The following is a 22,742-nucleotide window of genomic DNA, read 5'->3' as shown; positions in this document are numbered from 1 at the left end:
CGACGGAGCCCTGGACCTCGCCCGTGACGAGGTAGGTGATGCGCCGCGCGACCGAGACGCCGTGGTCGCCGAACCGCTCGTAGTAGCGGCTGAGCAGCGTCACGTCGACCGCCTCCTGGGCGGAGCCGGCCCACGACGCGCCGAGGAGCGCCTTGAAGGTGTCCTCGTGCAGGTCGTCGAGCAGGTCGTCGGCCGCCTCGATGGCGGCGGCCACCGCGAGGTCGCGCGTCGTCAGCAGCTCGACGAGCCGCTGGGACAGGCGCACGGCGGCCGCGTCCATCTCGACGAAGGTCTGCGTCAGGTGCGGCGGCACCGCGTGCCGCGGGTAGCGCCCGCGGGCGACCTGCGCGATGTGCCGGGCGAGGTCGCCCATCCGCTCGAGGGACGCGGAGATCCGCAGCCCCGAGACCACCATCCGCAGGTCGGTCGCGACGGGCTGCTGCTGGGCGAGCAGGCGCACGCAGCGCTCGTCGAGCTCCTCCTCCAGGCGGTCGATCGCGAGGTCGTCGGCGATCACCGCCTCGGCGACCGCGAGGTCCGTGCTGACGAGCGCGACCCCCGCCTTCGTGATCGCGTCCTGCACGAGCCCGCTCATGGTCTCGAGCCCCTCGCCGAGCGCTCGGAGCTCGGCCTCGAAGATCTGGCGCATAGTCGTCCTTCCACAGGTCCTCCGGCCAGCGTGGCACGGCCAGGTGAACGGCGCGCCCCCGCGAGGTGAACAGTCACCCCGACGGGGCGCCGCGGTCCCCCCGCGTCCGGCCGGGCGGCGGCCGGCCGCTACGGTGACGGGCGTGGAGGGGACCGGTGGTGAGGTGACGGTGCTCGCCGCGGGCCTGCTCGGGCTGCTCGTCGGCGTCGTGGCCGTGCTGGCCTTCCGCCTCAGCGAGCGGCAGCAGCGGGGCCTGCCCGAGCGGCCGCGGACGGCGCTCGACGAGGGGCTCGTGCGCGTCCTCACGGTGCTGCGGTCCGCCGCCGTGGTGCTGGACGCGCAGGACGACGTGGTGCGGGCCGGGGCGCCGGCGCTCGCGATGGGGCTCGTGCGGGACGGCCGCCTCGTCCACGCGTCCATCGGCGACCTCGTCGCGCGCGTGCGCCGGGACGGCGTCATCGTCGACACGGAGCTCGACGTGCCGCGCGGGCCGCTCGGCCGCGGACTCCTGCGGCTGCAGGTCCGGGTGGCGCAGGTCGACGACCAGCACGTCCTCGTCCTCGCCGAGGACCTCACGCAGGCCCGCCGGCTCGAGGCGGTGCGGCGCGACTTCGTCGTCAACGTGTCGCACGAGCTCAAGACGCCCGTCGGCGCGCTGTCGCTCCTGGCCGAGGCGACCGTCGAGGCGGCGGACGACCCCGAGGCGGTGCGGCGGTTCGGCACGCGCATGCGGTCCGAGGCGGCGCGGCTGCACCAGCTCGTGCAGGAGATCATCGAGCTGTCGCGGCTGCAGGTCTCGGGCGCGGTCGCCGACGCCACGCTGGTCGACCTCGACGACGTCCTCGAGGAGGCCGCCGACCGCGCGCGCACCGTCGGCGACGCGAAGGACGTGCGGCTCGTCGTGGGCGAGACCGGCGGGGCCCAGGTGTTCGGCGACCGCAACCTGCTCGTGACGGCCGTGCGCAACCTCCTCGACAACGCGGTCGCCTACTCCAACCCCGGCACGCGCGTCGGCGTCGGCGTCCGCACGGTCGGCGACGTGGTCGAGGTCGCGGTCGTCGACGAGGGGATCGGCATCGCCGCCGAGGACCTCGACCGCGTCTTCGAGCGCTTCTACCGCGTCGACCCCGCGCGCTCGCGCGACACGGGCGGCACCGGGCTGGGCCTGTCCATCGTCAAGCACGTCGCGGCCGACCACGGCGGGGACGTCACGGTCTGGTCCCGCCCGGGCCGGGGGTCGACGTTCACGCTCCGCCTGCCCGTCGCGCGTCCCGACGAGGCGGACGGCCCCGCGGCGCGGCTCACCGTCGTCGACGCCCCGTCGGCGCCCGCGCCCCCCGTCCCTCCCCGCACAGGCTCCCCGGCCGCCACCCCCGCCGCCACCCCTGCAGCCACCCCCGCAGCCACCCCCGCCGCCGACCGTCCCCGTCAGGAGACCCCGTGACCACCGCCCCCACCCGGAGCACGCCGTGAGCCGCATCCTCGTCGTCGAGGACGAGCCCTCGTACAGCGAGCCGCTGGAGTTCCTGCTCCAGCGCGAGGGCTACGACGTGACGGTCGCCGCGACCGGCCCCGACGGGCTGGCGGCGGTGGAGGCCGGCGGCGTCGACCTCGTCCTGCTCGACCTCATGCTGCCCGGGATGCCCGGCACGGAGGTCTGCCGGCGGATCCGCCTCACGTCCGACCTGCCGGTCATCATGCTCACGGCCAAGGACGACGAGATCGACAAGGTCGTCGGCCTGGAGCTCGGTGCCGACGACTACGTGACGAAGCCCTACTCCGGCCGGGAGCTCATCGCGCGCGTCCGTGCCGTGCTGCGCCGCCCCCGCGGCGGCGGGGCGGACCCGGACGGGGAGGGGGACGACGAGGAGGTCGGCGTCCTCCAGGTGGGCCCGGTGCTCATGGACGTGGAGCGGCACACCGTCCACGTGCGGGGGCTGCCCGTGGGCTTCCCGCTGAAGGAGTTCGAGCTGCTCGAGCTGCTCCTGCGCAACGCGGGGCGGGTCCTCACGCGCGGCCAGCTCATCGACCGGGTGTGGGGCTCGAACTACGTGGGCGACACGAAGACCCTCGACGTGCACGTCAAGCGGGTGCGCGCCAAGATCGAGGACGACCCGGGCGACCCCCGGCTCCTCGTGACGGTGCGCGGACTGGGCTACAAGCTCGACGACCCCGCCTGACCGCACCCGTCGACGGCCCCGCCGGCCGCGGACGTCGTCGTCCGCGGAGTGCCCGGCGCCGGGTCGTCAAGTGGCGTGCGTTCACCCGGACGAGTCGACGCCCGCCGTTCACCTCCGGTTCACCGATCCCCGACCGTGCGGTCACCTCCCCTCCCTACCGTCGGGGCACGGCGCGCAGAACGCTGCGCGGACGTGCGACAGGACGGACGGATGACTGTGAAGCTGAACCGAACCAGCCGTGGGGCCCGTGCCGGCGTGGTGGTGGGTGCCCTCGCCCTCACCCTCGCGGCGTGCGGCTCGGACAACGCCGTGACCCCCGCGGCGGACGGTGGCAGCGAGAGCGCCGCCGCCGAGGGCACCTCGGAGCTGGCGGGCGAGCTCGTCGGCGCGGGCGCCTCCTCCCAGGAGTCGGCGATGGAGGCCTGGCGCGCCGGGTTCCAGGGCGCGAACCCCGACGTCTCGGTCTCCTACGACCCCGCCGGCTCCGGCGCGGGCCGCACGCAGTTCCTCGAGGGCGGCACGGACTTCGCCGGCTCCGACGCGGCGCTGGACGAGGAGGAGCTGGCGACGGCGGAGGAGCGCTGCTTCGGCGCCGGCGTCACCGAGCTCCCGCTCTACATCAGCCCCATCGCGGTCATCTACAACCTGCCCGAGGTCACGGAGCAGCTGAAGATGAGCCCGGCGACGATCGCGGGCATCTTCTCCGGCGCGATCACGAGCTGGAACGACCCGGCCATCGCCGCCGAGAACGAGGGCGTCACGCTCCCCGACCTGGCCATCACGCCGGTCAACCGCTCCGACGAGTCGGGCACGACGGAGAACTTCACGGAGTACCTGGCCGCCGCGGCCCCCGAGGTCTGGACCGAGGAGCCCTCGGGCGACTGGCCCTTCACCGGCACGCAGTCCGCGCAGGGCACCTCCGGCGTCGTGCAGACGGTCGAGGGCGCCGAGGGCACCATCGGCTACGCCGACGCCTCCCGCGCCGGCTCGCTGGGCACCGTCGCCGTCAAGGTCGGCGAGGAGTACGTGCCGTTCTCGCCGGAGGCCGCCGCGGCGGTCGTCGACGCCTCCCCGGTGGCCGAGGGCCGCGCGGAGCACGACCTCGCGCTCGAGCTGCAGCGCGACACGACCGAGGCGGGCGCCTACCCGATCGTCCTCGTCTCGTACACGCTCGCCTGCCTCGCCTACGAGGAGCAGGAGCAGGTCGACCTCGTCAAGGGCTGGCTGACCTACCTCGCGTCGGCCGAGGGCCAGGAGGCCGCGGCCGGCGCCGCCGGCAACGCCCCGATCTCGGAGACCCTGCGCGAGCAGGTCACGGCGGCGATCGACGCCATCACCCTGGCGTCCTGACCCCCACGCCCGTCACGCTGGTGGCCGGTCCCGCAGGGGACCGGCCACCGGCGCGCCGCCCCGGCACCACCTGTCCTGCGGAGGATCGATGAGCCTCACCCCGACGCGACGCCCCGAGGGCGCCGAGCCGTCCCTGACGCCGGCGGAGTCGATGACCCACGGCCGCGCGAGCCTGGCGAACCGCGCGTTCGCCCGCCTGAGCACCGCCTCCGGGGTGACGATCCTCGCGCTGCTCGCGGCCGTGACCGTGTTCCTCGTGATCGAGGCGCTGCCCGCGGTCACGACGAGCCCCGCCGAGCTGGCCGAGCGCATCTCCTGGTTCCCCGAGACCGGGGGCATCCTCGGCTACGTCGGGCCCCTCGTCTTCGGGACCCTGCTGGCGGCGCTCATCGCGCTGCTCATCGGGACGCCGCTGGCCATCGGCATCGCGCTGTTCATCTCGCACTACGCCCCGCGCCGCCTCGCGCAGGGGCTGGGCTACCTCGTCGACCTGCTCGCCGCGATCCCCAGCGTCGTCTACGGCCTCTGGGGCTCCCTGGTCCTGGCGCCGCGCATCGTGCCGGTGCAGGACCTCCTCGCCCAGTACCTCGGGTGGTTCCCGCTCTTCGACGGGCCCGCGGCCCAGCCCGCCCGCACCGTGTTCACGGTGGGCGTCGTGCTCGCCGTGATGATCCTGCCGATCATCACCGCGGTCTGCCGGGAGGTCTTCCTGCAGACCCCGCGCCTGCACGAGGAGGCCGCGCTGGCCCTGGGCGCGACCCGGCTGGAGGTCATCCGCACCGCGGTCCTGCCCTTCGCCCGCTCGGGCATCATCTCCGCCGCGATGCTCGGCCTCGGCCGGGCGCTGGGCGAGACGATGGCCGTCCTCATGATCCTCTCGCCCGGGTTCGCGTACAGCTTCGCGCTGCTCCAGGCGGGGCAGCACCAGACGATCGCGGCGAACATCGCCAACCAGTTCCCGGAGGCGAACACCGCCGGCGTGAGCACGCTCATCGCCACGGGCCTGGTGCTCTTCGTCATCACCCTCGCCGTCAACATGCTCGCGCGCTGGGTCGTGTCGCGCCGGGCCGACTTCTCCGGAGCGAACTGATGGCCACCCTGCAGACGCCGGCCCCGCCCGCCGCGGGCGACGAGGAGCTCCGCCGGCAGCTGACCGGCGCCGGCCTCGAGCCCCGCCGCAAGCGCGCCGACCGCGCGATGACCGTCGTCGTGGCGCTCGCCTTCGCGCTCGCCCTCGTGCCGCTGGTCTCGGTGACGTGGACGGTGCTGAGCCGCGGCCTCGAGCGCTTCGACCTGTACTTCCTCACCGTGTCCATGCGCGGCGTCTTCGGCGGCATGGACGCCGGCGGCATCTACCACGCGATCCTCGGCACGCTCCTCATCACTCTGTTCGCCACCCTCATCTCGGTGCCGATCGGGCTGCTCTGCGCGATCTACCTCGTCGAGTACGGCCGCGGGCGGCTGGCGAAGGCGGTGACGTTCTTCGTCGACGTCATGACCGGCATCCCGTCGATCGTCGCCGGCCTGTTCGCCTACGCGCTGTTCGCGCTGGTCTTCGGGCCCGGCGTGCGGCTGGGCATCGCGGGGTCGGTGGCGCTGTCGGTGCTCATGATCCCGGTGGTCGTGCGCTCCTGCGAGGAGATGCTGCGGCTCGTGCCGAACGAGCTGCGCGAGGCCTCCTACGCGCTCGGCGTGCCGAAGTACCTGACGATCCTCAAGGTCGTGCTCCGCACCGCGATCGCGGGCATCGCGACGGGCGTCATGCTCGCCGTCGCCCGCGTCATCGGGGAGACCGCGCCGCTCCTCATCGTGGCCGGGACGATCGACAGCATCAACACGAACGTCTTCGACGGCCGCATGATGACCCTGCCGGTCTACATCTTCGGGCAGTACCGTCAGGGCAACGTGTCCTGCGTGGCGGGGGCGGCGGACTGCATCCCGACGATCAACTTCGACCGGGCGTGGGCCGCCGCCCTGACGCTCATCCTCATCGTCATGGCGCTCAACCTCCTCGCGCGCCTCATCGCCCGCTTCTTCGCCCCGAAGGCCGGTCGCTGACCGCCCCGGCGGACCAGCGGACCCGGCCGGCCGACACCGACACCACCGAAGGACTCCGATGGCCAAGCGCATCGACGTCAGCGACCTGAACATCTACTACGGCAGCTTCCTCGCCGTGGCGGACGTCTCGATGACCATCGAGCCGCGCACCGTCACGGCCCTCATCGGCCCGTCCGGGTGCGGCAAGTCGACCTTCCTGCGGACGCTCAACCGCATGCACGAGGTCATCCCCGGCGCGCGCGCCGAGGGCAAGGTCGTCATGGACGGCGTGGACATGTACGCCTCCGACGTCGACCCGGTCGCCGTGCGCCGGCACGTGGGCATGGTGTTCCAGCGCCCCAACCCGTTCCCGACGATGTCCATCGCCGAGAACGTGCTCGCCGGCGTGCGCCTGAACAACAAGCGCATCTCCAAGGGCGACGCGCAGGACCTCGTCGAGCGGTCCCTCCAGGGCGCCAACCTCTGGAACGAGGTCAAGGACCGCCTCGACCGCCCCGGCTCGGGCCTGTCCGGCGGGCAGCAGCAGCGCCTGTGCATCGCCCGCGCCATCGCGGTGCGGCCGCAGGTGCTCCTCATGGACGAGCCCTGCTCCGCGCTGGACCCCATCTCCACGCTCGCGATCGAGGACCTCATCGCCGAGCTCAAGAACGACTACACGATCGTCATCGTCACGCACAACATGCAGCAGGCCGCCCGCGTGAGCGACCGCACGGGCTTCTTCAACATCGCCGGCACGGGCAAGCCCGGGCGCCTCATCGAGATCGACGACACCACGACGATCTTCTCCTCGCCGCACGAGCAGGCCACGGAGGACTACATCTCCGGCCGCTTCGGCTGACGGGCGCCGACGCCCACGGCCGCGAGGTCCGGACCGGGGCGTCCCACCGACGACGCAGGCCCGCCACCCCCGAGGGTGGCGGGCCTGCGTCGTACCGGGCGGAGGCGCCCGGCGCAGGGGCTAGTCGTCCGCGTCGCCCTCCTGGGCGTCGGCGGTCGCGCTGGGGCTCGGGCTGACCGTCGCGTCGGGGTCCGGGTCGACGGTGGCCGCCGGGTCCTCCGGCTCCTCGTCGGAGGCCGTCGGGGTCGCGGTGGGGACCAGGCCGGAGTACTCGGGGAGCGTCCCGTCGAGGACCGGCACGGGCACGGTCGTCGAGCCGCCCGTGGGGCTGCTCAGCTCGACCTCGACCGTCGCGCCGGGGGCGGCGCCGACGGAGGAGAGGGGCACGGGGTCCTCGCCGCTGCCGCCGAAGAACACGGTCTCGCCCGCGCCGAGGCGGAAGTCCTCGCCGCCCTCGCCGGGCAGGCCCACCGTGAGCTCGACGTCCTCGCGGCCGTCGTTCGTCACGGCGCCGACGAGCACGCCCGGCGCACCCTCGGCGGCCGTCACCACGAGCAGGTTCGTCGCGCGGGCCTCGCCCACGTTCGCGCCCACGCCGTCGCTGGCGTCGTAGATCTCGTTCGAGGTGACGGGGTTCGTCGTGGTGCAGCCGGCCAGCGCGACGCAGGCGACCACGAGGACGCCTCCCAGTCGCATGCGGGGGCGGGACGCGGTCACGGTCTTCTCCTGGTCTGTCGTCGCGGGCGGGCCGAGGGTCCGACCCGGCCGGTGCCGGCGAGCGGCGTGCGGCGCTGGTGCCGGACGGCAGCCTATCGGCCAGGGGGCCGGGTCGCGGGCCGAGCGGGGGCGCGCCGCCCCTGACCAGGATGTTCGGGCCGGTCCCCGGCGTGACGGCGGTCACGGGCCCGCCGGGGGGCGGGGGGCCGCGTGGTAAGGTAGGCCTCTGCGAAAGGGGACACCTGCAGATGACGTTCACGGTTGGGGAGACGGTCGTCTACCCGCACCACGGTGCCGCACTCATCGAGGAGATCAAGACCCGGACCATCCGGGGGGAGGACAAGATCTACCTCAAGCTCAAGGTCGCCCAGGGCGACCTGACGATCGAGGTCCCCGCCGAGAACGTCGACCTCGTCGGCGTCCGCGACGTGGTCGGCCAGGAGGGCCTGGACCGGGTGTTCGAGGTCCTGCGGGCCCCGTACACGGAGGAGCCGACCAACTGGTCGCGCCGCTACAAGGCCAACCTCGAGAAGATCGCCTCGGGCGACGTCATCAAGGTGGCCGAGGTCGTCCGCGACCTGTCCCGCCGGGACGCGGACCGTGGGCTGTCCGCCGGGGAGAAGCGCATGCTGGCGCGCGCCCGGCAGATCCTCGTCTCCGAGCTCGCCCTGGCGGAGCACACGGAGGAGGAGAAGGCCGAGGCCATCCTCGACGAGGTCCTCGCGTCCTGACCCGCACCGGGGCCCGTGGCCCCGGGCGGTGCACCGACCCGCGCCCATGACGACCGCCGCCGTGCTGACCGCAGCCGGCGGCGGCGTGCGTCTGGGGGCCGACGTGCCGAAGGGGCTCGTCCCGCTCAGGGGCGAGCCCCTCGTCGTGCACGCGGCGCGGCGGCTCGTGGCGTCCGGCGTGGTCGCCCACCTCGTCGTCACCGCCCCCGCCGCGCACCGGGCGGCGTTCGCCGCGGCGCTGGGGGAGACGGTCGGCGGCGTGCCCGTCGTGCTCGTCGCGGGCGGCGCGAGCCGGCAGGCGTCCGTCGCCGCCGGGCTCGCCGTGCTGCCCGACGAGGTCGACGTGGTGCTCGTCCACGACGCGGCGCGCGCCCTGGCGTCCCCGGACCTCGTGCGCCGGGTGGATGCCGCCGTCCGCGCCGGCCGGCGCGCGGTGGTGCCGGGCCTGGCCGTCACCGACACGGTGAAGCGCGTGGGGCGGGCGGACGGGACCGACGGGGCGCAGCCCGTGCACGGCACCGTCCCGCGCGCGGACCTGCGCGCCGTGCAGACGCCGCAGGGCTTCGACCGGGCGCTGCTGGACCGCGCGCACGCCGCGGCCAGCGGCGCCGCGGCCGACGAGGCCACCGCGGCCACGGACGACGCCGCCCTCGTCGAGGCCCTCGGCGAGGGCGTGTGGACCGTCCCCGGCGAGGAGGCCGCGATGAAGGTCACCACCGCCCGCGACCTCGCGATCGCCGAGCTGCTCCTGACGACGGCGACCGACGCCACCGCCACCACCCCCGTCCCGGGGCCGGTCCCGCCCGCCGCCGCGGTCCCGGCGTCCGTCCACGGGCTGCCGCGGACCGGGATCGGCGTCGACGTGCACGCCTACGAGCCCGACCCGGCACCGGGGGCCGTCCTGCACCTCGCCGGCCTCGCGTGGCCGGGGGAGCGGCCGCTGGCCGGCCACTCCGACGCGGACGTCGCGGCGCACGCGGCCGCCGACGCGCTGCTCGTCGCGTCCGGGGTGGGCGACCTGGGCTCCGTGTTCGGCACCTCCGACCCCCGGTGGGCGGGGGCGGCCGGCACCGTGCTGCTCGCGGAGGCGGCCCGGCGCGTGCGCGAGGCCGGCTTCGTCATCGGCAACGTCGCCGTGCAGGTCGTCGGGAACCGGCCGCGGCTGGGCCCCCGCCGGGCCGAGGCGGTCGCCGCGCTGTCCGCCGCGGTGGGGGCGCCGGTGTCCGTCTCCGCCACGACGACGGACGGACTGGGCCTCACCGGCCGGGGCGAGGGCGTGGCGGGGATCGCGACGGCCCTCGTCGTCCCCGTCGTCCCCCCGCCGCCGGGCGGCCCCGCGGCGGGACCGGTCGCGGCGCCCGTGGCGGGCCCCGACGTCACGGCTCGGTAGCCTGGCCCGGTGACCCTCCGCCTGTTCGACTCCGCGACGCGCACGGTGCGCGCCCTCGAGCCCGTCGTGGCGGGACAGGTCGGCATCTACCTGTGCGGGGCGACGGTCCAGGCGCCGCCGCACGTGGGCCACGTCCGGTCCGCCGTCGCGTTCGACGTGCTCGTGCGCTGGCTGCGCCGCAGCGGCCTGCGCGTGACCCTCGTGCGCAACGTGACGGACGTCGACGACAAGATCCTGGCGAAGGCCGCCGCGGCGGGGGAGCCCTGGTGGGCGTGGGCGCTGGCCAACGAGCGCGCCTTCACGCGGGCCTACGACGCCCTCGGCGTCCTGCCGCCGACCTACGAGCCGCGCGCCACGGGCCACGTGCCGGACATGGTCGCCCTCGTGGCGCGCCTCGTGGAGCGCGGGCACGCGTACACGACCGCCGAGGGCGACGTCTGGTTCGACGTGCGCTCGTTCCCCGCCTACGGGGCCCTGACGAACCAGCGCGTGGAGGACATGGTCCCCTCGCCCGACGAGGACGGCCTGGCCGGTGCGGCGGCGGACGGCGCCGACCCGGTGCCGGGCAAGCGCGACCCCGCCGACTTCGCCCTGTGGAAGCGTCCGCGCCCGGGCGAGCCCGCGACGGCCGCCTGGGACACCCCGTGGGGCCGCGGGCGCCCGGGCTGGCACCTGGAGTGCTCCGCCATGGCGCACCGGTACCTCGGCGAGACGTTCGACCTGCACGGTGGCGGCCTCGACCTGCGGTTCCCCCACCACGAGAACGAGCAGGCCCAGTCGCACGCGGCGGGGTACGCGTTCGCGCGGCACTGGGTCCACAACGGCTGGGTCACCCAGGGCGGCGCGAAGATGAGCAAGAGCCTGGGCAACGGGCTGCTCGTCGACACGGTGCTGCGGACCGTGCCCGCCGCGGTCGTGCGGTTCGCGCTCACCGCCGTCCACCTGCGCTCCATGCTCGAGTGGACCGACGACACGCTCCGCGACGCGGCCGTCACCTGGGACCGTCTCCAGGGCTTCGTCACGCGCGCGGCGGAGACCGTCGGGGCCGCCGACGAGGCCGAGGTCGCGGCCGTGGCGCTGCCCGCGGCCTTCGTCGAGGCGATGGACGACGACCTCAACGTGCCGGCGGCGCTCGCCGTCGTGCACGAGCACGTCCGCGCCGGCAACAGCGCCCTCGCCGCCGGCGACCGCCCGGCGGCGCGGGCGGGGATGGTCGCCGTGCGCGGCATGCTCGACGTGCTCGGCCTGGACCCCGCCGGCGCGCAGTGGGGGGCGTCGGCCGCGGCCGGCGACGACCGCACCGCCCGCGCGCTCGACGCCGTCGTGCAGTCCGAGCTCGAGGCGCGCGCCGCCGCCCGCGCCGCGCGCGACTGGGCCACGGCCGACGCCATCCGCGACCGGCTCACCGCCGCCGGCGTCGTCGTCGAGGACTCCCCGACGGGGGCCCGCTGGACGCTGGCGGCCCCCGCACCCGTTCCCACCCACGCACCGGAGGACTGATGGCCGGCAACTCCCAGCGCCGCGGGGCGACCCGCAAGGCCGGCTCCAAGAAGGGCGCCACCGTCGGCTCGGGCGGCCAGCGCCGTCGCGCCCTGGAGGGCCGGGGCCCCACGCCGAAGGCCGAGGACCGCACGTACCACCCGGCGCACAAGAAGAAGGCCGCGGCCGAGAAGGCCACGACCCCGGCGCGCACCGCGGGCACGCGCCCGGCCGGGGCCCGCACGCCGTCGCGGACGAGCGCCCCCAAGGGGCCGCGCTCGGGTGCGACGACCGAGGTCATCGCGGGGCGCAACTCGGTGCTCGAGGCCCTGCGCGCCGGCATCCCGGTCTCGGCGCTCTACCTGTCCGCGCGCCTGGAGGCCGACGAGCGCACCCGCGAGATCGTCGGGATCGCCGCCGACGCGCGGTACCCGCTGCTCGAGGTCGGCAAGCCCGAGCTCGACCGCCTGACGGACGGCTCCGTGCACCAGGGCGTCGCGCTGGCCGTGCCGCCGTACGCCTACGCGGACACCGACGACCTGCTCGACGCCGCCGCCGCGACGGGCCGGCCGCCGCTGCTCGTCGCGCTCGACGGCGTCACCGACCCCCGCAACCTCGGCGCGGTCCTGCGCTCGGCCGGGGCCTTCGGGGCGCACGGGGTCGTCGTGCCCGAGCGCCGCGCGGCGGGCGTGACGGCGTCGGCGTGGAAGGTCTCCGCCGGCGCCGCCGCCCGCGTCCCCGTGGCGCAGGTGACGAACCTCGCCCGGTCCCTGGAGGAGCTGCGCGAGGCCGGGCTGTTCGTCGTCGGGCTCGACGCGGGCGGCGACGTGCCGCTGGCGGAGCTGCCGTTCGCGGGGGACCCGCTCGTGCTCGTCGTCGGGTCGGAGGGCAAGGGCCTCTCGCGGCTGGTGCGCGACCGCTGCGACGCCGTGGCGTCCATCCCCATCGCCTCCGCGGTGGAGTCCCTCAACGCCGGCGTCGCCGGCGGCATCGCGCTCTACGAGGTGGCCCGGCAGCGGACCGCCACGGCCGGCGCGTGAGCACGGCGCCCGACGCGGCGCCCGACGGGCGGCCCACCGGTTCCGCGGGCCGGCGGGACGAGCCGGCGTGGGTGGAGCACGCGCTGCTGTGGCACGTGTACCCGCTCGGGGCGCTGGGCGCGGAGCGCACGCGGGCGGAGGTGTCGACCGACGCCGTCCCCGACCCGGCCGACGTCCGGCACCGCCTGCCCGACCTCGTGCCGTGGCTCGACCACGCCGTGCGGCTGGGGGCGTCGGGCGTCCTGCTGGGGCCCGTGTTCGACTCCCGGACGCACGGCTACGACACCACGGACCACCTGCGGGTGGACCCGCGGCTCGGCGACGAGGCCGACCTCGTCGCGCTGACGGCCGCGGCGCACGAGCGGGGCCTGCGGGTCGTGCTCGACGGCGTCTTCAACCACGTCGGCCAGGACTTCCCCGCCTACCGCCGCGCCCTCGCGGAGGGGCCCGGCTCCGACGCCGCCCGCTGGTTCCGCCTGCACTGGCCGGACCCGTCGGCGCCCGACGGCGGCGGCCCGCCGACGCACGACGCCTTCGAGGGGCACGACGCCCTCGTCGAGCTCGACCACCGCAGCCCCGAGGTCGCCGCCCACGTCGAGCACGTCATGCGGTACTGGCTCGAGCGCGGCGCGGACGGCTGGCGCCTCGACGCCGCCTACGCCGTGCCGCCGGGCTTCTGGGCCCCGGTCCTCGAGCGGGTGCGCGCCGCCCACCCCGACGTCTACGTCGTCGGCGAGGTCATCCACGGCGACTACGCCGGCACCGTGGCGGCCTCCGGCATGGACGCGGTCACCCAGTACGAGCTGTGGAAGGCGGTGTGGTCCTCGCTCAACGACGGCAACGCCTGGGAGCTCGCGCACGCCCTCGGCCGCCACGACGCGTTCCTGCGGACCTTCGTGCCGCTGACCTTCGTCGGCAACCACGACGTGACGCGCCTGGCCAGCCGCCTCGACGACCCCCGCCACCTCGACCACGCGCTGGCCGTCCTGCTCACCGTCGCCGGGACGCCCTGCGTCTACGCGGGCGACGAGTGGGGCCTGGAGGGCGTGAAGGAGGACCGGGAGGGCGGTGACGACGCCGTGCGCCCCGCCCTGCCGCCGACCACGGACGCCCCCGGCCCGGCCGCCGCCGCCGTGCTCGCGCGCCACGCCGAGCTCGTGGGGCTGCGGCGCCGGCACCCGTGGCTGCACACGGCCCGCACCGAGGTGCTCCACGTCGAGAACCGCCTCCTCGTCCTCGTCCACCGCCCCGCCGGGCCGGACGGCGAGGCCGACCCCGCGGCGGCGGCCCTCGTCGTCCTGCTGAGCACGGACGACGCCGGGCGGCGCTGGGGGCTGCCCGCGGGCGTGCCCGACGGGTCCGGCGGCGGTGCCGCGCTGCTGGCCGGCACGGCGTCCCTCGACGACGGCGGGCGCACCGTCGTGCTGCCGCCGCACGGCTGGGCGGTGGTCGGGGCGTGAGGTCGGCGGGGACCGGGGTCTCCGCCCGCGCCTGGGTCGTCTGGGGCACCGGGCTGCTCGCCTACGTCCTCGCCGTCACGAGCCGCACGTCGCTGTCCGCCGCGGGGGTGGACGCGGCGGAGCGCTTCGGCGCCGGCGCGGGCGAGCTGTCGCTGTTCGCGGTGCTGCAGCTGGCCGTGTACGGCGGGCTCCAGGTGCCCGTCGGCGTCCTGCTCGACCGGTTCGGCACGCGCCGCGTCCTGGCGGTGGGGATGCTCGTCATGGCCGCGGGGCAGGTGCTGCTGGCGCTCGCGGACGACGTGCCGACCGCCGTCGCCGCGCGCGCCCTCGTCGGTGCCGGCGACGCCTCGGTGTTCGTGGCCGTCCTGCGGCTCGTGGTCGCCTGGTTCCCACCCGCGCGGGCGGCCGTCATGGTGCAGGTGACGGGCATCGTCGGGCAGCTGGGCCAGGTGCTCAGCGTCGTCCCGCTGCTCGCGCTGCTGCACGCGGCCGGGTGGAGGGCGGCCTTCCTCGGGCTCGGCGGGACCCTCGCGCTGGGGGCGGTCCTCGTCGGGGTGCTCGTGGCCGAGGGCCCGCGGCGGGGCGCGGCCGAGCGCGTCACCCCGGCCACCGGCCGCGCGCGGGACGGCCTCCGGGCGGCGTGGCGGCACCCGGGGACGCGGCTGGGGCTGTGGACCCACGCCGTGGCCCCGTTCGGCGCCCACACCTTCGCCCTCCTGTGGGGCTTTCCCTACCTCACCGCCGGCGAGGGGCTGAGCCGGTCGACGGCGCAGGCGCTCTTCACGCTCTTCGTCCTCGCCGGCATCGTGGCGGGCCTCGTCATCGGCCGGTTCACCGGGCGGCACCCGCTGCGCCGGTCGTGGGCGGTGCTCGCCGTCATCGCCGTGCAGGTCGTCGTGTGGACCGTCGTGCTCCTGCAGCCCGGGCCGGCACCGCTGTGGCTCCTCGTCGTCCTCGTGCTCGGCCTCGCCTGCGGCGGCCCCGGGTCGCTCGTGGGGATCGACTACGCGCGCACCTTCAACCCGCCGGAGCGCATGTCCAGCGCGCAGGGCATCGTCAACAGCGGCGGGTTCGTCTCCGCGCTGGTGACGATCCTGCTCGTCGGGCTGGCGCTCGACGTCCAGGGGGCCGGGACGCCCGCCACCTACTCCCTCGACGCCTTCCGGTGGGCGATGGCGGTGCAGTACCCGCTGTGGGCCGTCGGCGTGTGGGGGCTGCTGCGCGCCCGGGCCCGCGCGCGCCGGCTCCTGGCCGAGCAGGGCACGCTCGTGCCACCGCTGCGCGAGGTGCTCCGCCGCCGCCGGTAGGGCGCGGGGCGGCACGTGAAGTGCCCCTTTCGGGTGACGCACGTCACGAGTAGCCTGCCCGTTGTCGACCGGAATGTCCGGTTCGCCGGCGGCCCTCCGCGAGGACGGGGCGGCCCGCCCGAGCACAAGGGGACGCCATGCCACGCACCCGCTCGTCCACGCACCTCCTGTCCGCCGCTCTCGCCACCGGTCTCGTCGTCGCCACCGCCGGCGCGGCGCAGGCCGCTCCCGGCGACGAGCCCCTCCTCCTCGCCGACGGCCTCGTCGGCCCGCTGTCCGTCGCCGTCGACGGCTCCGGCGGTGCCGTCGTCGCCCAGAGCTTCGGCGACCGCCTCAGCTGGGCCCGCCAGGGCGTCGTCACCCGGATCGGGGGCACCGTCGCCCCCGGCACGGAGCTGGCCGCCCTGTCCTTCTCCGACGACGGCCGCCTCACCTACGCCGAGAGCACCATGGAGGGCGGGGCGCTCATCAAGGAGCGCAACGTCTTCGGCGGCACGAAGGTCGTCGTCGACCTCGCCGCGGCCGAGGCGGAGCTCAACCCCGACGGGGAGCAGTCCTACGGCCTGCTCGACCTCGACGAGGAGTGCGCCGCGCAGGTCCCGCCCGGGGTCCCGGTGGTCCCGTACACGGGCGAGACCTACTCCCACCCCTACGCGACGGCGCGGGTCGGCGACACCCTCTACGTCGCCGACGCGGGCGGCAACGCGATCTGGCAGGTGGTCGACGGGGAGGCCACGCCGCTCGTCGTCCTGCCGCCGCAGACCGCGACCTTCCCCGACGAGGTGTACGCCGAGGCGGGCCTGCCCGAGTGCACCTTCGGGCTGGAGTTCTCGGCCGAGCCCGTGCCGACGGACGTCGAGGTCGGTCCCGACGGCTGGCTGTACGTCACGACCCTGCCGGGCGGGCCCGAGGACCCCACGGCCGGGCCCCGCGGCTCCCTCTGGCGCGTCGACCCCGCCGACGGCACGGTCGAGCCGATCGCCACCGGATTCCTGGGCGCCACGGGCCTCGCCGTCTCCGACACGGGCGACGTGTACGTCGCCGAGCTGCTCGGCGGTCGCGTCTCGAAGGTCCCGGCGGGCTCGTCGACCCCGGAGGTCTTCGTCGAGGCGCCGCTGCCCGCCGCGGTGGAGATCGGCGACGAGGGCCTCTACGTGACGTGGGACGTGCTGCCGGGCGAGGGGACCCCGCCCGACGGCAAGCTCTCGCTCTTCCCGTGGTGACGGCCGGGACGCCGCGCACCGCCTGAGCAGGACGCACGAGGGCCCCGGGGGACGTCCCCCGGGGCCCTCCGCGCGCCGGGGCGTCGGTCCCCGGCCGGTCAGCCGATGAGCATGTCCCCGTCGAGGTCGTCCTCGACGCGCTCGCGCGGGACGGTGGGGAGCGTGTCGGTGTCCGTGTCGCGCAGGTCCTCGGGACGGATGCCGAGGATGGCCTGCTCGTCGGGCCGGTCGGGGAGCACCGTGCGCACGTAGCTCTTCACCGTCTCGCCCATGGGGACGTCGCGGTTCTGCTGCTGGGAGAGGAACCAGCGGTGGTCGAGCAGCTCGTGGAAGATCTGCGCGGGCTCGAGCTTGCGGCGCAGCTCCCGGGGGACCTTGCGCACGGCCGGCTCGAAGACCTCCGTGAGCCAGTCGTGCGCGACGAAGGCCTCGTCCTCCATCTGCCGGTCCGTGGCGGCACGGTACTCGTCGAGGTCGTTGAGCAGACGCCGCGCCTGCCCCTCCGTGACGTCGAGGCCCGTGAGGCGCATGAGGCGGCGGGCGTGGTGGCCGGCGTCGACGACCTTGGGCTGGATCCGGACGGTCGTGCCGCCGATGTCCGTGGTGATGTCGAGCTCGCCGACGTCGAAGCCCAGGTCGTTGAGGCGGTCGATGCGCGCCTGCACGCGCCAGCGCTCCCCGTAGTCGAACGACTCCCGCTCCGTCAGCGCGCGCCACAGCTCGAGGTACCGGACGACGATGGCGCCGCCGATCTCGACGGCGTCGACGTCCTCGGACAGGTAGTGCCCGGCCTGCAGGTCCATGAGCTCGCCGATGATGTTGACCCGGGCGACCTCGAGGTCGTAGGAGCGCTGCCCGTCGGAGAGACGCTCGTGCAGGTCGCCGGTCTCCGCGTCGACGAGGAACGCCGCGAACGTCTCCGCGTCCCGGCGGAAGAGGGTGTTCGACAGCGACACGTCGCCCCAGTAGAAGCCCACGAGGTGCAGCCGGACGAGGAGCACCGCGAGGGCGTCGATGAGGCGCGTCGTGGTGTCGGCCTGCAGCGACTGGCTGAACAGCGCGCGGTACGGCAGGGAGAACTGCAGGTGGCGGGTGAGCAGGCACGCCTCGAGCGGCTCGCCCTCCGGCGACAGGCGGCCCGTGATGACCCCGAGGGGCTCCACGCTCGGCACGTCGAGCTTGCGCAGCTGGCGCAGCAGCTCGTACTCGCGGTAGGCGACGCTCTCGCCGATCTCCTTGATGGCGACGACCCCGCCGGACAGCTTGGCGAAGCGCACGATGTGCCGGGAGATGCCGCGGGGGAGCGCGGCGAGGACCTCCTGCGGCCACTGCTCGAGGGGCACGTGCCACGGCAGGTCGAGCAGCGCCGGGTCCGCGAAGGCGGCGGTGATCTGCAGGCGGTGCGGGGTCGGGGTGCTCATCGGCCTGTGCTCCTGCGCGTCGTGGTCCTGGGCCTTCTGGTCCGGGGTCCCGGTCGTCCTGGGGGATCCTGGTCCGGGTGCCGCCGTCGGTGCCCGGACGCGCCAGGGGCGGGCCCGGACCTGCCGGACCCGCCCCTGGCGGTCGTGCTGGGCGACCGTGCGGTCAGACGGCGATGCGCTCGCCGCTGCCCGCGTGGAAGAGGTGCGACTCGCCGGCGCGGATGCGGACGTTGATCGTCTCACCCTTGCCGGGCACCTGGCGCGGGTCGACGCGCACGATGACCTGCTCGTCGCCGGCGCCGGACTGGACGTGCACGCCGCTGGTGACGGCGCCGCGGGCCAGGGAGCCGTAGACGAACGCGTCGGAGCCGAGCTCCTCGACGATGTTCACGACGACCGGGATGGAGTCGGGCGAGCCGGCGGGCACGACGTCGAGGGACTCGGGGCGGAAGCCGATGGTGATCTTGCCGCCGTCCTCGTTGCCGAGGGCCGAGATCGCGTCGCGGGGGACGTTGATCGACGCGTTGCCGAGCGTGGCGACGCCGTTCTGCACCGGGAAGGTGCCGATGTTCATCGCGGGGGAGCCGATGAACCCGGCGACGAAGACGTTGGCCGGGGTGTCGTACATGTCGCGCGGCGTGCCGACCTGCTGCAGGAGGCCGTCCTTGAGGACCGCGATGCGGTCGCCCATCGTCAGGGCCTCGGTCTGGTCGTGCGTGACGTAGACCGTCGTGACGCCCAGGCGGCGCTGGAGGGAGGCGATCTGCGTGCGCGTCTGGACGCGGAGCTTGGCGTCGAGGTTCGACAGCGGCTCGTCCATGAGGAACACCTGCGGCTGGCGCACGATCGCGCGGCCCATGGCGACGCGCTGGCGCTGGCCGCCCGAGAGGGCCTTCGGCTTGCGGTCGAGGTACTGCGTGAGGTCGAGGATCTTGGCGGCCTCCTCGACACGGGTGCGGATCTCCGCCTTCGGCGTGCCGGCGATCTTCAGGGCGAAGCCCATGTTGTCGGCGACCGTCATGTGCGGGTACAGCGCGTAGTTCTGGAACACCATCGCGATGTCCCGGTCCTTCGGCTGGACGTCGGTGACGTCGCGGTCGCCGATGAGGATCCGGCCGGCGTTGACGTCCTCGAGGCCCGCGAGCATGCGCAGGGAGGTCGACTTGCCGCAGCCCGAGGGGCCGACGAGGACGAGGAACTCGCCGTCCCCGACGTGCAGGTTGAGCGCGTCCACCGCGGGACGCTCGGAGCCCGGGTAGAGCCGGGTCGCCTGGTCGAAAGTAACCGTGGCCATGACTGTAATTCCCTCCACCGGCAGGTACGTGCCGGACGATCCGTCGTGAAGAGTGTCAGCGTGTCGTCTCTGACACCGCCGCAGGGGGGTGCCCGCGACGTGGGGCCATCATGGCACACCGGGTCCCGGCCCGGCCAGGAGCAGCGGGAAAGCCCTTCCCCGCGGGGAGGCGGTCCGGGCGGCGGACGGGCGCCCCTCCGGTCGGGACCGGCTCCGCGTCAGGCCGGGTCGGGCGCCCCGAGGGCGTCGGCGAGGGCGGTGAGCGCCCCGGCCACCCCCTCCGGGTCGGCCAGCCGGTGGGTCGCCGCGGTGTCCCCGTCGCCGACCTTCACGGTGAGCACCGCGGCGCCCCGCGCGTCCTCGGCGAGGGCGCGGAAGGCGTTCTCGTCCGTGACGTCGTCGCCGGCGTAGACCACCGCGCGGGCGCCGAGCTCCCCGAGCAGGGCCTGCAGGGCGGAGCCCTTGTCGGCGTCGAGCACCGACATCTCGACGACGGACTTGCCGTGCAGCACGCCGACGCCGAGCTCGGCGCCCAGCGCGAGCGCCTCGCTCTCGGCCGTGGCGGCCACGTCCCGCCCCGCCAGCCGGGTGTGCACGACGACGGCCGCCGGCTTCGTCTCGACCCAGACGCCGTCGCGACCGCGGGCGACCGCCGCCGCACGGGCGCCGAGGCGGGCGAGCGCGTCCGTCTGGTCGTCGGACAGCCGGACGACCGAGCGGTCGAGGCCGAGGGGCGTCACGCGGGCGCGCTCGCCGCCGTGGCTGCCGACGAGCAGCGTGCCGGGCGGCATGGCGGACAGCGCGTGCAGGTCGGCCATGGCACGCCCCGACACGAGCGCGAGCCGCACGTCCGGCACCTCGGCCAGCCGTCGCAGCGCCCGTGCCGACCCCGGCAGCATGCGGGAGGTGGACGGGTCGTCGACGAGGGGCGCCAGGACCCCGTCGAAGTCGAGCGCGACGAGCAGCGGCCGCCGCGCGGGGTCGGCGGCGAGGTCGCGCAGGGCGCGGGTGGCGCCCTGCCCGTCGTCCGCGCCCGGGCGGGTGCCCGTGCCGGTGCTCGTGCCGGTGGACCGGGCCGTGCCCGTCGCGTCAGCCACGGCGGCCCTCCCCGACGAGCAGGCTCGGCCCGCTGGGTGCCACGGCGCCGCGGTCGCGCCCGTCGCCCCCGTCCTCCGGCAGCGGCACGGAGGTGGCCTGCGGCGCCTGGAGCACCCCGAGGAACTGCTCCGACCAGGCCGTGACGTCGTGCTCGAGCACCCGGCGGCGCAGGCGGCGCATCCGCGTACGGGCCTGACGGGGCTCCATGGTGGCCGCCCGGGCGACCGCGTCCTTGAGCCCGTCGATGTCGTGGGGGTTGATGAGCACGGCGCCGGCCAGCTCGTCCGCCGCACCCGTGAACTCCGACAGCACGAGCGTGCCGCGCTCGTCGTTGCGGGCCGCGACGTACTCCTTCGCGACGAGGTTCATGCCGTCGCGCAGGGCGGTGACCAGCATGACGTCGGCGGCCAGGTACAGGGCCGCCATCTCCTCCATGGGGAAGGACTGGTGCAGGTACTGGATGGGCGTGTGCCCCACCGTGCCGTGGTCGCCGTTGATCCGCCCGACGAGGAGCTCGACCTCGTCGCGCAGCTGCTGGTAGGCCTCGACGTTCTCGCGTGACGGGCTCGCCACCTGGACGAGGCGCACGTGCTGCGGGTCGAGCCGGCCGTCCTCGAGGAGCTCCCCGAAGGCCTTGATCCGGTGGATGATCCCCTTGGTGTAGTCCAGCCGGTCCACCCCGAGCAGCAGCACGTCCGGGTCGCCGAGCTCGTGGCGGATCTCCCGGGCGCGGGCCTGCACCTGGGGCGTGCGCGCCAGGGCGTCGAAGGCGCCGCTGTCGATGGAGATGGGGAACGCGGAGGCGCGGACCTGGCGGTCGGGCGCCCCGGGGCTGGGCACGGTGACGAGCGACCCGCGCGTCGACAGGTCGGTGAGCCGGCGGACGACCCGCACGAAGTTGGCGGCGTCCCCCGCCCGCTGGAACCCCACGAGGTCGGCACCGAGCAGCCCCTCGACGACCTGCCGCCGCCACGGCAGCTGCGCGAAGATCTCCAGCGGCGGGAACGGGATGTGGTGGAAGTAGCCGATCCGCAGGTCGGGGCGCAGCTCGCGGAGCATGGCCGGGACGAGCTGGAGCTGGTAGTCCTGCACCCACACGGTCGCGCCGCGCTCGGACTGCACCGCGGCCGCCTCCGCGAAGCGGCGGTTGACCGCGACGTACGCCTCCCACCAGTTGCGGTGGAACGCGGGGGGCGCGATGACGTCGTGGTAGAGCGGCCACAGCGTGTCGTTGGCGAAGCCCTCGTAGAACTTCTCGACGTCCGAGCGGCTGAGCGCCACGGGCACGAGCCGCGTGCCGTCGACGTCGAAGGGCTCGAGCTCCAGGTCGGGCGAGCCGCCCCAGCCGACCCAGGCGCCGTCGGCCTTCGCCATGACGGGGGACAGGGCCGTGACGAGGCCGCCGGGGGAGCGGCTCCAGGAGACGGCGCCCTCGTCGTCGACCGTCACGTCGACCGGGAGGCGGTTCGCGACGACGACGAGCTCGTACCCCGTGGCCGCGTCCGGCACCGTGCGAGGGTCCGGCGCCGGACGGGGGCCCTCGTCGCCCGCGGTGCCGGAGCCGGGCGTGCCTGCCGAGCCTGCGGTGCCTGGGGTGCCGGTGCTCGCCGGGCCTGTCGTCGTGCTGCCGTCTGCGGGCACGGTGCCTGGACCTCCTGGGGTGGGACGCCGACGTACGGTGCGTGCGTCAGACCGGTCGGGGGACTGCGTTCACCCTAGCCGGGGCCCCCATCGCCCGCCCGGCGGCTACCGTGCCGCCATGGAGCGCATCGGCCTGGCCCCGGGCACGGAGGTGGGCGGCTACACGGTGGTCGCACCGCTCGGCGCCGGCGGGATGGGGGCGGTCTACCGGGCCGTCGACGGCGGCGGGACGGCCGTGGCCCTCAAGCTGCTGCACCCGCACGTCGGCGCGGACCCCGCGGCCCGGGACCGCCTGCGCCGCGAGGTCCTGGCCCTGCAGCGCCTGCGTCACCCCGGCGTCGCGGCCGTCCTCGACGCCGAGGCGGACTCCACGGAGGCGTTCCTCGTGACGGAGCTCGTCGGCGGGCAGGACCTCGAGGCGCGGGTCCGCCGGGACGGGCCGCTCGACGCCCCGGACCTGGCCCTGCTCGCCGAGGGCCTGCTCGACGCGCTGCGGGCCGTCCACGACGCGGGGGTCGTCCACCGCGACCTCAAGCCGTCGAACGTCATGGTCACCCGTGACGGGCCCGTGCTCATCGACTTCGGCATCGCCCAGAGCGCCGACGACACGCGGCTGACGTCCACGGGCCTCGTCGTCGGGACGCCCGGGTACCTGGCCCCCGAGCTCGCGGACGGCGGCGAGCCGTCCGTCGCCTCCGACCTGTGGGGCTGGGCGGCGGTCGTGGCCTTCGCCGCGACCGGGCGGCCCCCGTTCGGCCGCGGGTCGGCCGTCGCCGTCCTCGACCGCACCCGCGCCGGGGCCGCCGAGCTCCCGGGCGTCGGGCCGCGCACCGCCGCGGCCCTGCGGGCGGCGCTGCACCCGGACC

General features: G+C 75.5%; 20 protein-coding genes. 14 read left to right on the top strand and 6 right to left on the bottom strand.

Features of this window, described 5'->3' with window-relative positions:
* On the bottom strand, positions 1-649 hold a 649-nt coding region (gene phoU / locus EJA20_RS14070), incomplete at its 3' end, for a phosphate signaling complex protein PhoU (protein ID WP_129339075.1).
* 142 nt (positions 650-791) lie between these two features.
* On the opposite strand from phoU, the gene EJA20_RS14065 reads away from it, so the two are divergent.
* From EJA20_RS14065 to pstB, 6 genes are all read left to right on the top strand, one after another.
* Positions 792-2,093 carry a sensor histidine kinase gene (locus tag EJA20_RS14065; protein ID WP_240675508.1) on the top strand — a complete coding sequence of 434 codons (1,302 nt, stop codon included), beginning with the start codon at positions 792-794 and terminating at the stop codon, positions 2,091-2,093.
* A 25-nt stretch (positions 2,094-2,118) separates the two neighbouring features.
* Entirely contained in the window at positions 2,119-2,829 is a 711-nt protein-coding gene (locus tag EJA20_RS14060; protein ID WP_129339071.1) for a response regulator transcription factor, read from the top strand.
* A gap of 210 nt (positions 2,830-3,039) precedes the next feature.
* Positions 3,040-4,179, top strand: a complete 1,140-nt coding sequence (pstS, locus tag EJA20_RS14055; RefSeq protein WP_129339069.1) for a phosphate ABC transporter substrate-binding protein PstS — start codon at positions 3,040-3,042, stop codon at positions 4,177-4,179.
* An 88-nt stretch (positions 4,180-4,267) separates the two neighbouring features.
* A complete protein-coding gene (gene pstC / locus EJA20_RS14050) occupies positions 4,268-5,269 on the top strand; it encodes a phosphate ABC transporter permease subunit PstC (RefSeq protein WP_129339067.1) in 1,002 nt (333 codons plus the stop codon).
* Entirely contained in the window at positions 5,269-6,237 is a 969-nt protein-coding gene (pstA, locus tag EJA20_RS14045; RefSeq protein WP_129339065.1) for a phosphate ABC transporter permease PstA, read from the top strand. The genes pstC and pstA overlap by 1 nt, the downstream gene beginning before the upstream one ends.
* Before the next feature lie 58 nt (positions 6,238-6,295).
* The gene (pstB, locus tag EJA20_RS14040) at positions 6,296-7,075 is read left to right on the top strand and encodes a phosphate ABC transporter ATP-binding protein PstB (RefSeq protein ID WP_129339063.1); all 780 of its coding nucleotides are present in this window, start codon (positions 6,296-6,298) and stop codon (positions 7,073-7,075) included.
* A gap of 120 nt (positions 7,076-7,195) precedes the next feature.
* On the opposite strand, the gene EJA20_RS14035 is transcribed toward pstB, so the two are convergent.
* Positions 7,196-7,792 (bottom strand): hypothetical protein, encoded by a 597-nt coding sequence (locus tag EJA20_RS14035; protein ID WP_129339061.1) that lies wholly within the window; start codon positions 7,790-7,792, stop codon positions 7,196-7,198.
* A 248-nt stretch (positions 7,793-8,040) separates the two neighbouring features.
* On the opposite strand from EJA20_RS14035, the gene EJA20_RS14030 reads away from it, so the two are divergent.
* The 7 genes from EJA20_RS14030 to EJA20_RS14000 all read left to right on the top strand — a co-directional run bounded on the left by EJA20_RS14030 (position 8,041) and on the right by EJA20_RS14000 (position 16,422).
* Positions 8,041-8,523, top strand: coding sequence for a CarD family transcriptional regulator (locus EJA20_RS14030; RefSeq protein ID WP_129339059.1), 483 nt, complete (start codon positions 8,041-8,043; stop codon positions 8,521-8,523).
* 61 nt (positions 8,524-8,584) lie between these two features.
* On the top strand, positions 8,585-9,913 hold the full coding sequence (ispD, locus tag EJA20_RS14025) for a 2-C-methyl-D-erythritol 4-phosphate cytidylyltransferase (protein ID WP_338068827.1): 1,329 nt from the start codon (positions 8,585-8,587) through the stop codon (positions 9,911-9,913).
* A 9-nt stretch (positions 9,914-9,922) separates the two neighbouring features.
* Complete coding sequence (gene cysS, locus EJA20_RS14020; RefSeq protein ID WP_129339055.1) at positions 9,923-11,413, top strand: cysteine--tRNA ligase; 1,491 nt, start codon at positions 9,923-9,925, stop codon at positions 11,411-11,413.
* Positions 11,413-12,432, top strand: coding sequence for a 23S rRNA (guanosine(2251)-2'-O)-methyltransferase RlmB (gene rlmB, locus EJA20_RS14015; RefSeq protein WP_129339053.1), 1,020 nt, complete (start codon positions 11,413-11,415; stop codon positions 12,430-12,432). Before cysS ends, rlmB begins: the two co-directional genes overlap by 1 nt.
* Positions 12,429-13,892, top strand: coding sequence for an alpha-amylase family glycosyl hydrolase (locus EJA20_RS14010; protein ID WP_129339051.1), 1,464 nt, complete (start codon positions 12,429-12,431; stop codon positions 13,890-13,892). Before rlmB ends, EJA20_RS14010 begins: the two co-directional genes overlap by 4 nt.
* Entirely contained in the window at positions 13,889-15,199 is a 1,311-nt protein-coding gene (locus EJA20_RS14005; protein ID WP_129339049.1) for an MFS transporter, read from the top strand. Before EJA20_RS14010 ends, EJA20_RS14005 begins: the two co-directional genes overlap by 4 nt.
* A 137-nt stretch (positions 15,200-15,336) precedes the next feature.
* The gene (locus EJA20_RS14000; protein WP_129339047.1) at positions 15,337-16,422 is read left to right on the top strand and encodes a ScyD/ScyE family protein; all 1,086 of its coding nucleotides are present in this window, start codon (positions 15,337-15,339) and stop codon (positions 16,420-16,422) included.
* Between the two features lie 98 nt (positions 16,423-16,520).
* Here the strand turns inward: EJA20_RS14000 and EJA20_RS13995 are convergent, their stop codons facing one another.
* The 4 genes from EJA20_RS13995 to EJA20_RS13980 form a co-directional block, all read right to left on the bottom strand.
* Complete coding sequence (locus EJA20_RS13995) at positions 16,521-17,843, bottom strand: DUF4032 domain-containing protein (protein WP_129339045.1); 1,323 nt, start codon at positions 17,841-17,843, stop codon at positions 16,521-16,523.
* 163 nt (positions 17,844-18,006) lie between these two features.
* Positions 18,007-19,137: an ABC transporter ATP-binding protein gene (locus EJA20_RS13990; protein ID WP_129339043.1), complete on the bottom strand. Its 1,131-nt coding sequence runs from the start codon at positions 19,135-19,137 to the stop codon at positions 18,007-18,009.
* Between the two features lie 218 nt (positions 19,138-19,355).
* Positions 19,356-20,234 (bottom strand): trehalose-phosphatase, encoded by an 879-nt coding sequence (otsB, locus tag EJA20_RS13985; protein ID WP_240675507.1) that lies wholly within the window; start codon positions 20,232-20,234, stop codon positions 19,356-19,358.
* Complete coding sequence (locus tag EJA20_RS13980; protein ID WP_129339041.1) at positions 20,227-21,744, bottom strand: alpha,alpha-trehalose-phosphate synthase (UDP-forming); 1,518 nt, start codon at positions 21,742-21,744, stop codon at positions 20,227-20,229. The genes otsB and EJA20_RS13980 overlap by 8 nt, the downstream gene beginning before the upstream one ends.
* Before the next feature lie 250 nt (positions 21,745-21,994).
* Here EJA20_RS13980 and EJA20_RS13975 point away from each other — a divergent pair.
* Positions 21,995-22,742 (top strand): serine/threonine-protein kinase (locus EJA20_RS13975; RefSeq protein WP_164983991.1); only part of this gene is annotated, 748 nt, incomplete at its 3' end.

Origin of the sequence: Cellulomonas endophytica (assembly GCF_004123805.1) — a bacterium.
Taxonomy (GTDB): domain Bacteria; phylum Actinomycetota; class Actinomycetes; order Actinomycetales; family Cellulomonadaceae; genus Cellulomonas; species Cellulomonas endophytica.
This window is presented reverse-complemented; position numbering and strand designations above follow the sequence as displayed.

What these genes read in the sequence shown, in the direction of transcription:
- pstS (WP_129339069.1), top strand. Translation starts at nt 3,040, where the DNA reads ATGACTGTGAAGCTGAACCGAACCAGCCGTGGGGCCCGTGCCGGCGTG.
- pstC (WP_129339067.1), top strand. Translation starts at nt 4,268, where the DNA reads ATGAGCCTCACCCCGACGCGACGCCCCGAGGGCGCCGAGCCGTCCCTG.
- pstA (WP_129339065.1), top strand. Translation starts at nt 5,269, where the DNA reads ATGGCCACCCTGCAGACGCCGGCCCCGCCCGCCGCGGGCGACGAGGAG.
- pstB (WP_129339063.1), top strand. Translation starts at nt 6,296, where the DNA reads ATGGCCAAGCGCATCGACGTCAGCGACCTGAACATCTACTACGGCAGC.
- EJA20_RS14030 (WP_129339059.1), top strand. Translation starts at nt 8,041, where the DNA reads ATGACGTTCACGGTTGGGGAGACGGTCGTCTACCCGCACCACGGTGCC.
- rlmB (WP_129339053.1), top strand. Translation starts at nt 11,413, where the DNA reads ATGGCCGGCAACTCCCAGCGCCGCGGGGCGACCCGCAAGGCCGGCTCC.
- EJA20_RS14000 (WP_129339047.1), top strand. Translation starts at nt 15,337, where the DNA reads ATGCCACGCACCCGCTCGTCCACGCACCTCCTGTCCGCCGCTCTCGCC.
- EJA20_RS13995 (WP_129339045.1), bottom strand. Translation starts at nt 17,843, where the DNA reads ATGAGCACCCCGACCCCGCACCGCCTGCAGATCACCGCCGCCTTCGCG.
- EJA20_RS13990 (WP_129339043.1), bottom strand. Translation starts at nt 19,137, where the DNA reads ATGGCCACGGTTACTTTCGACCAGGCGACCCGGCTCTACCCGGGCTCC.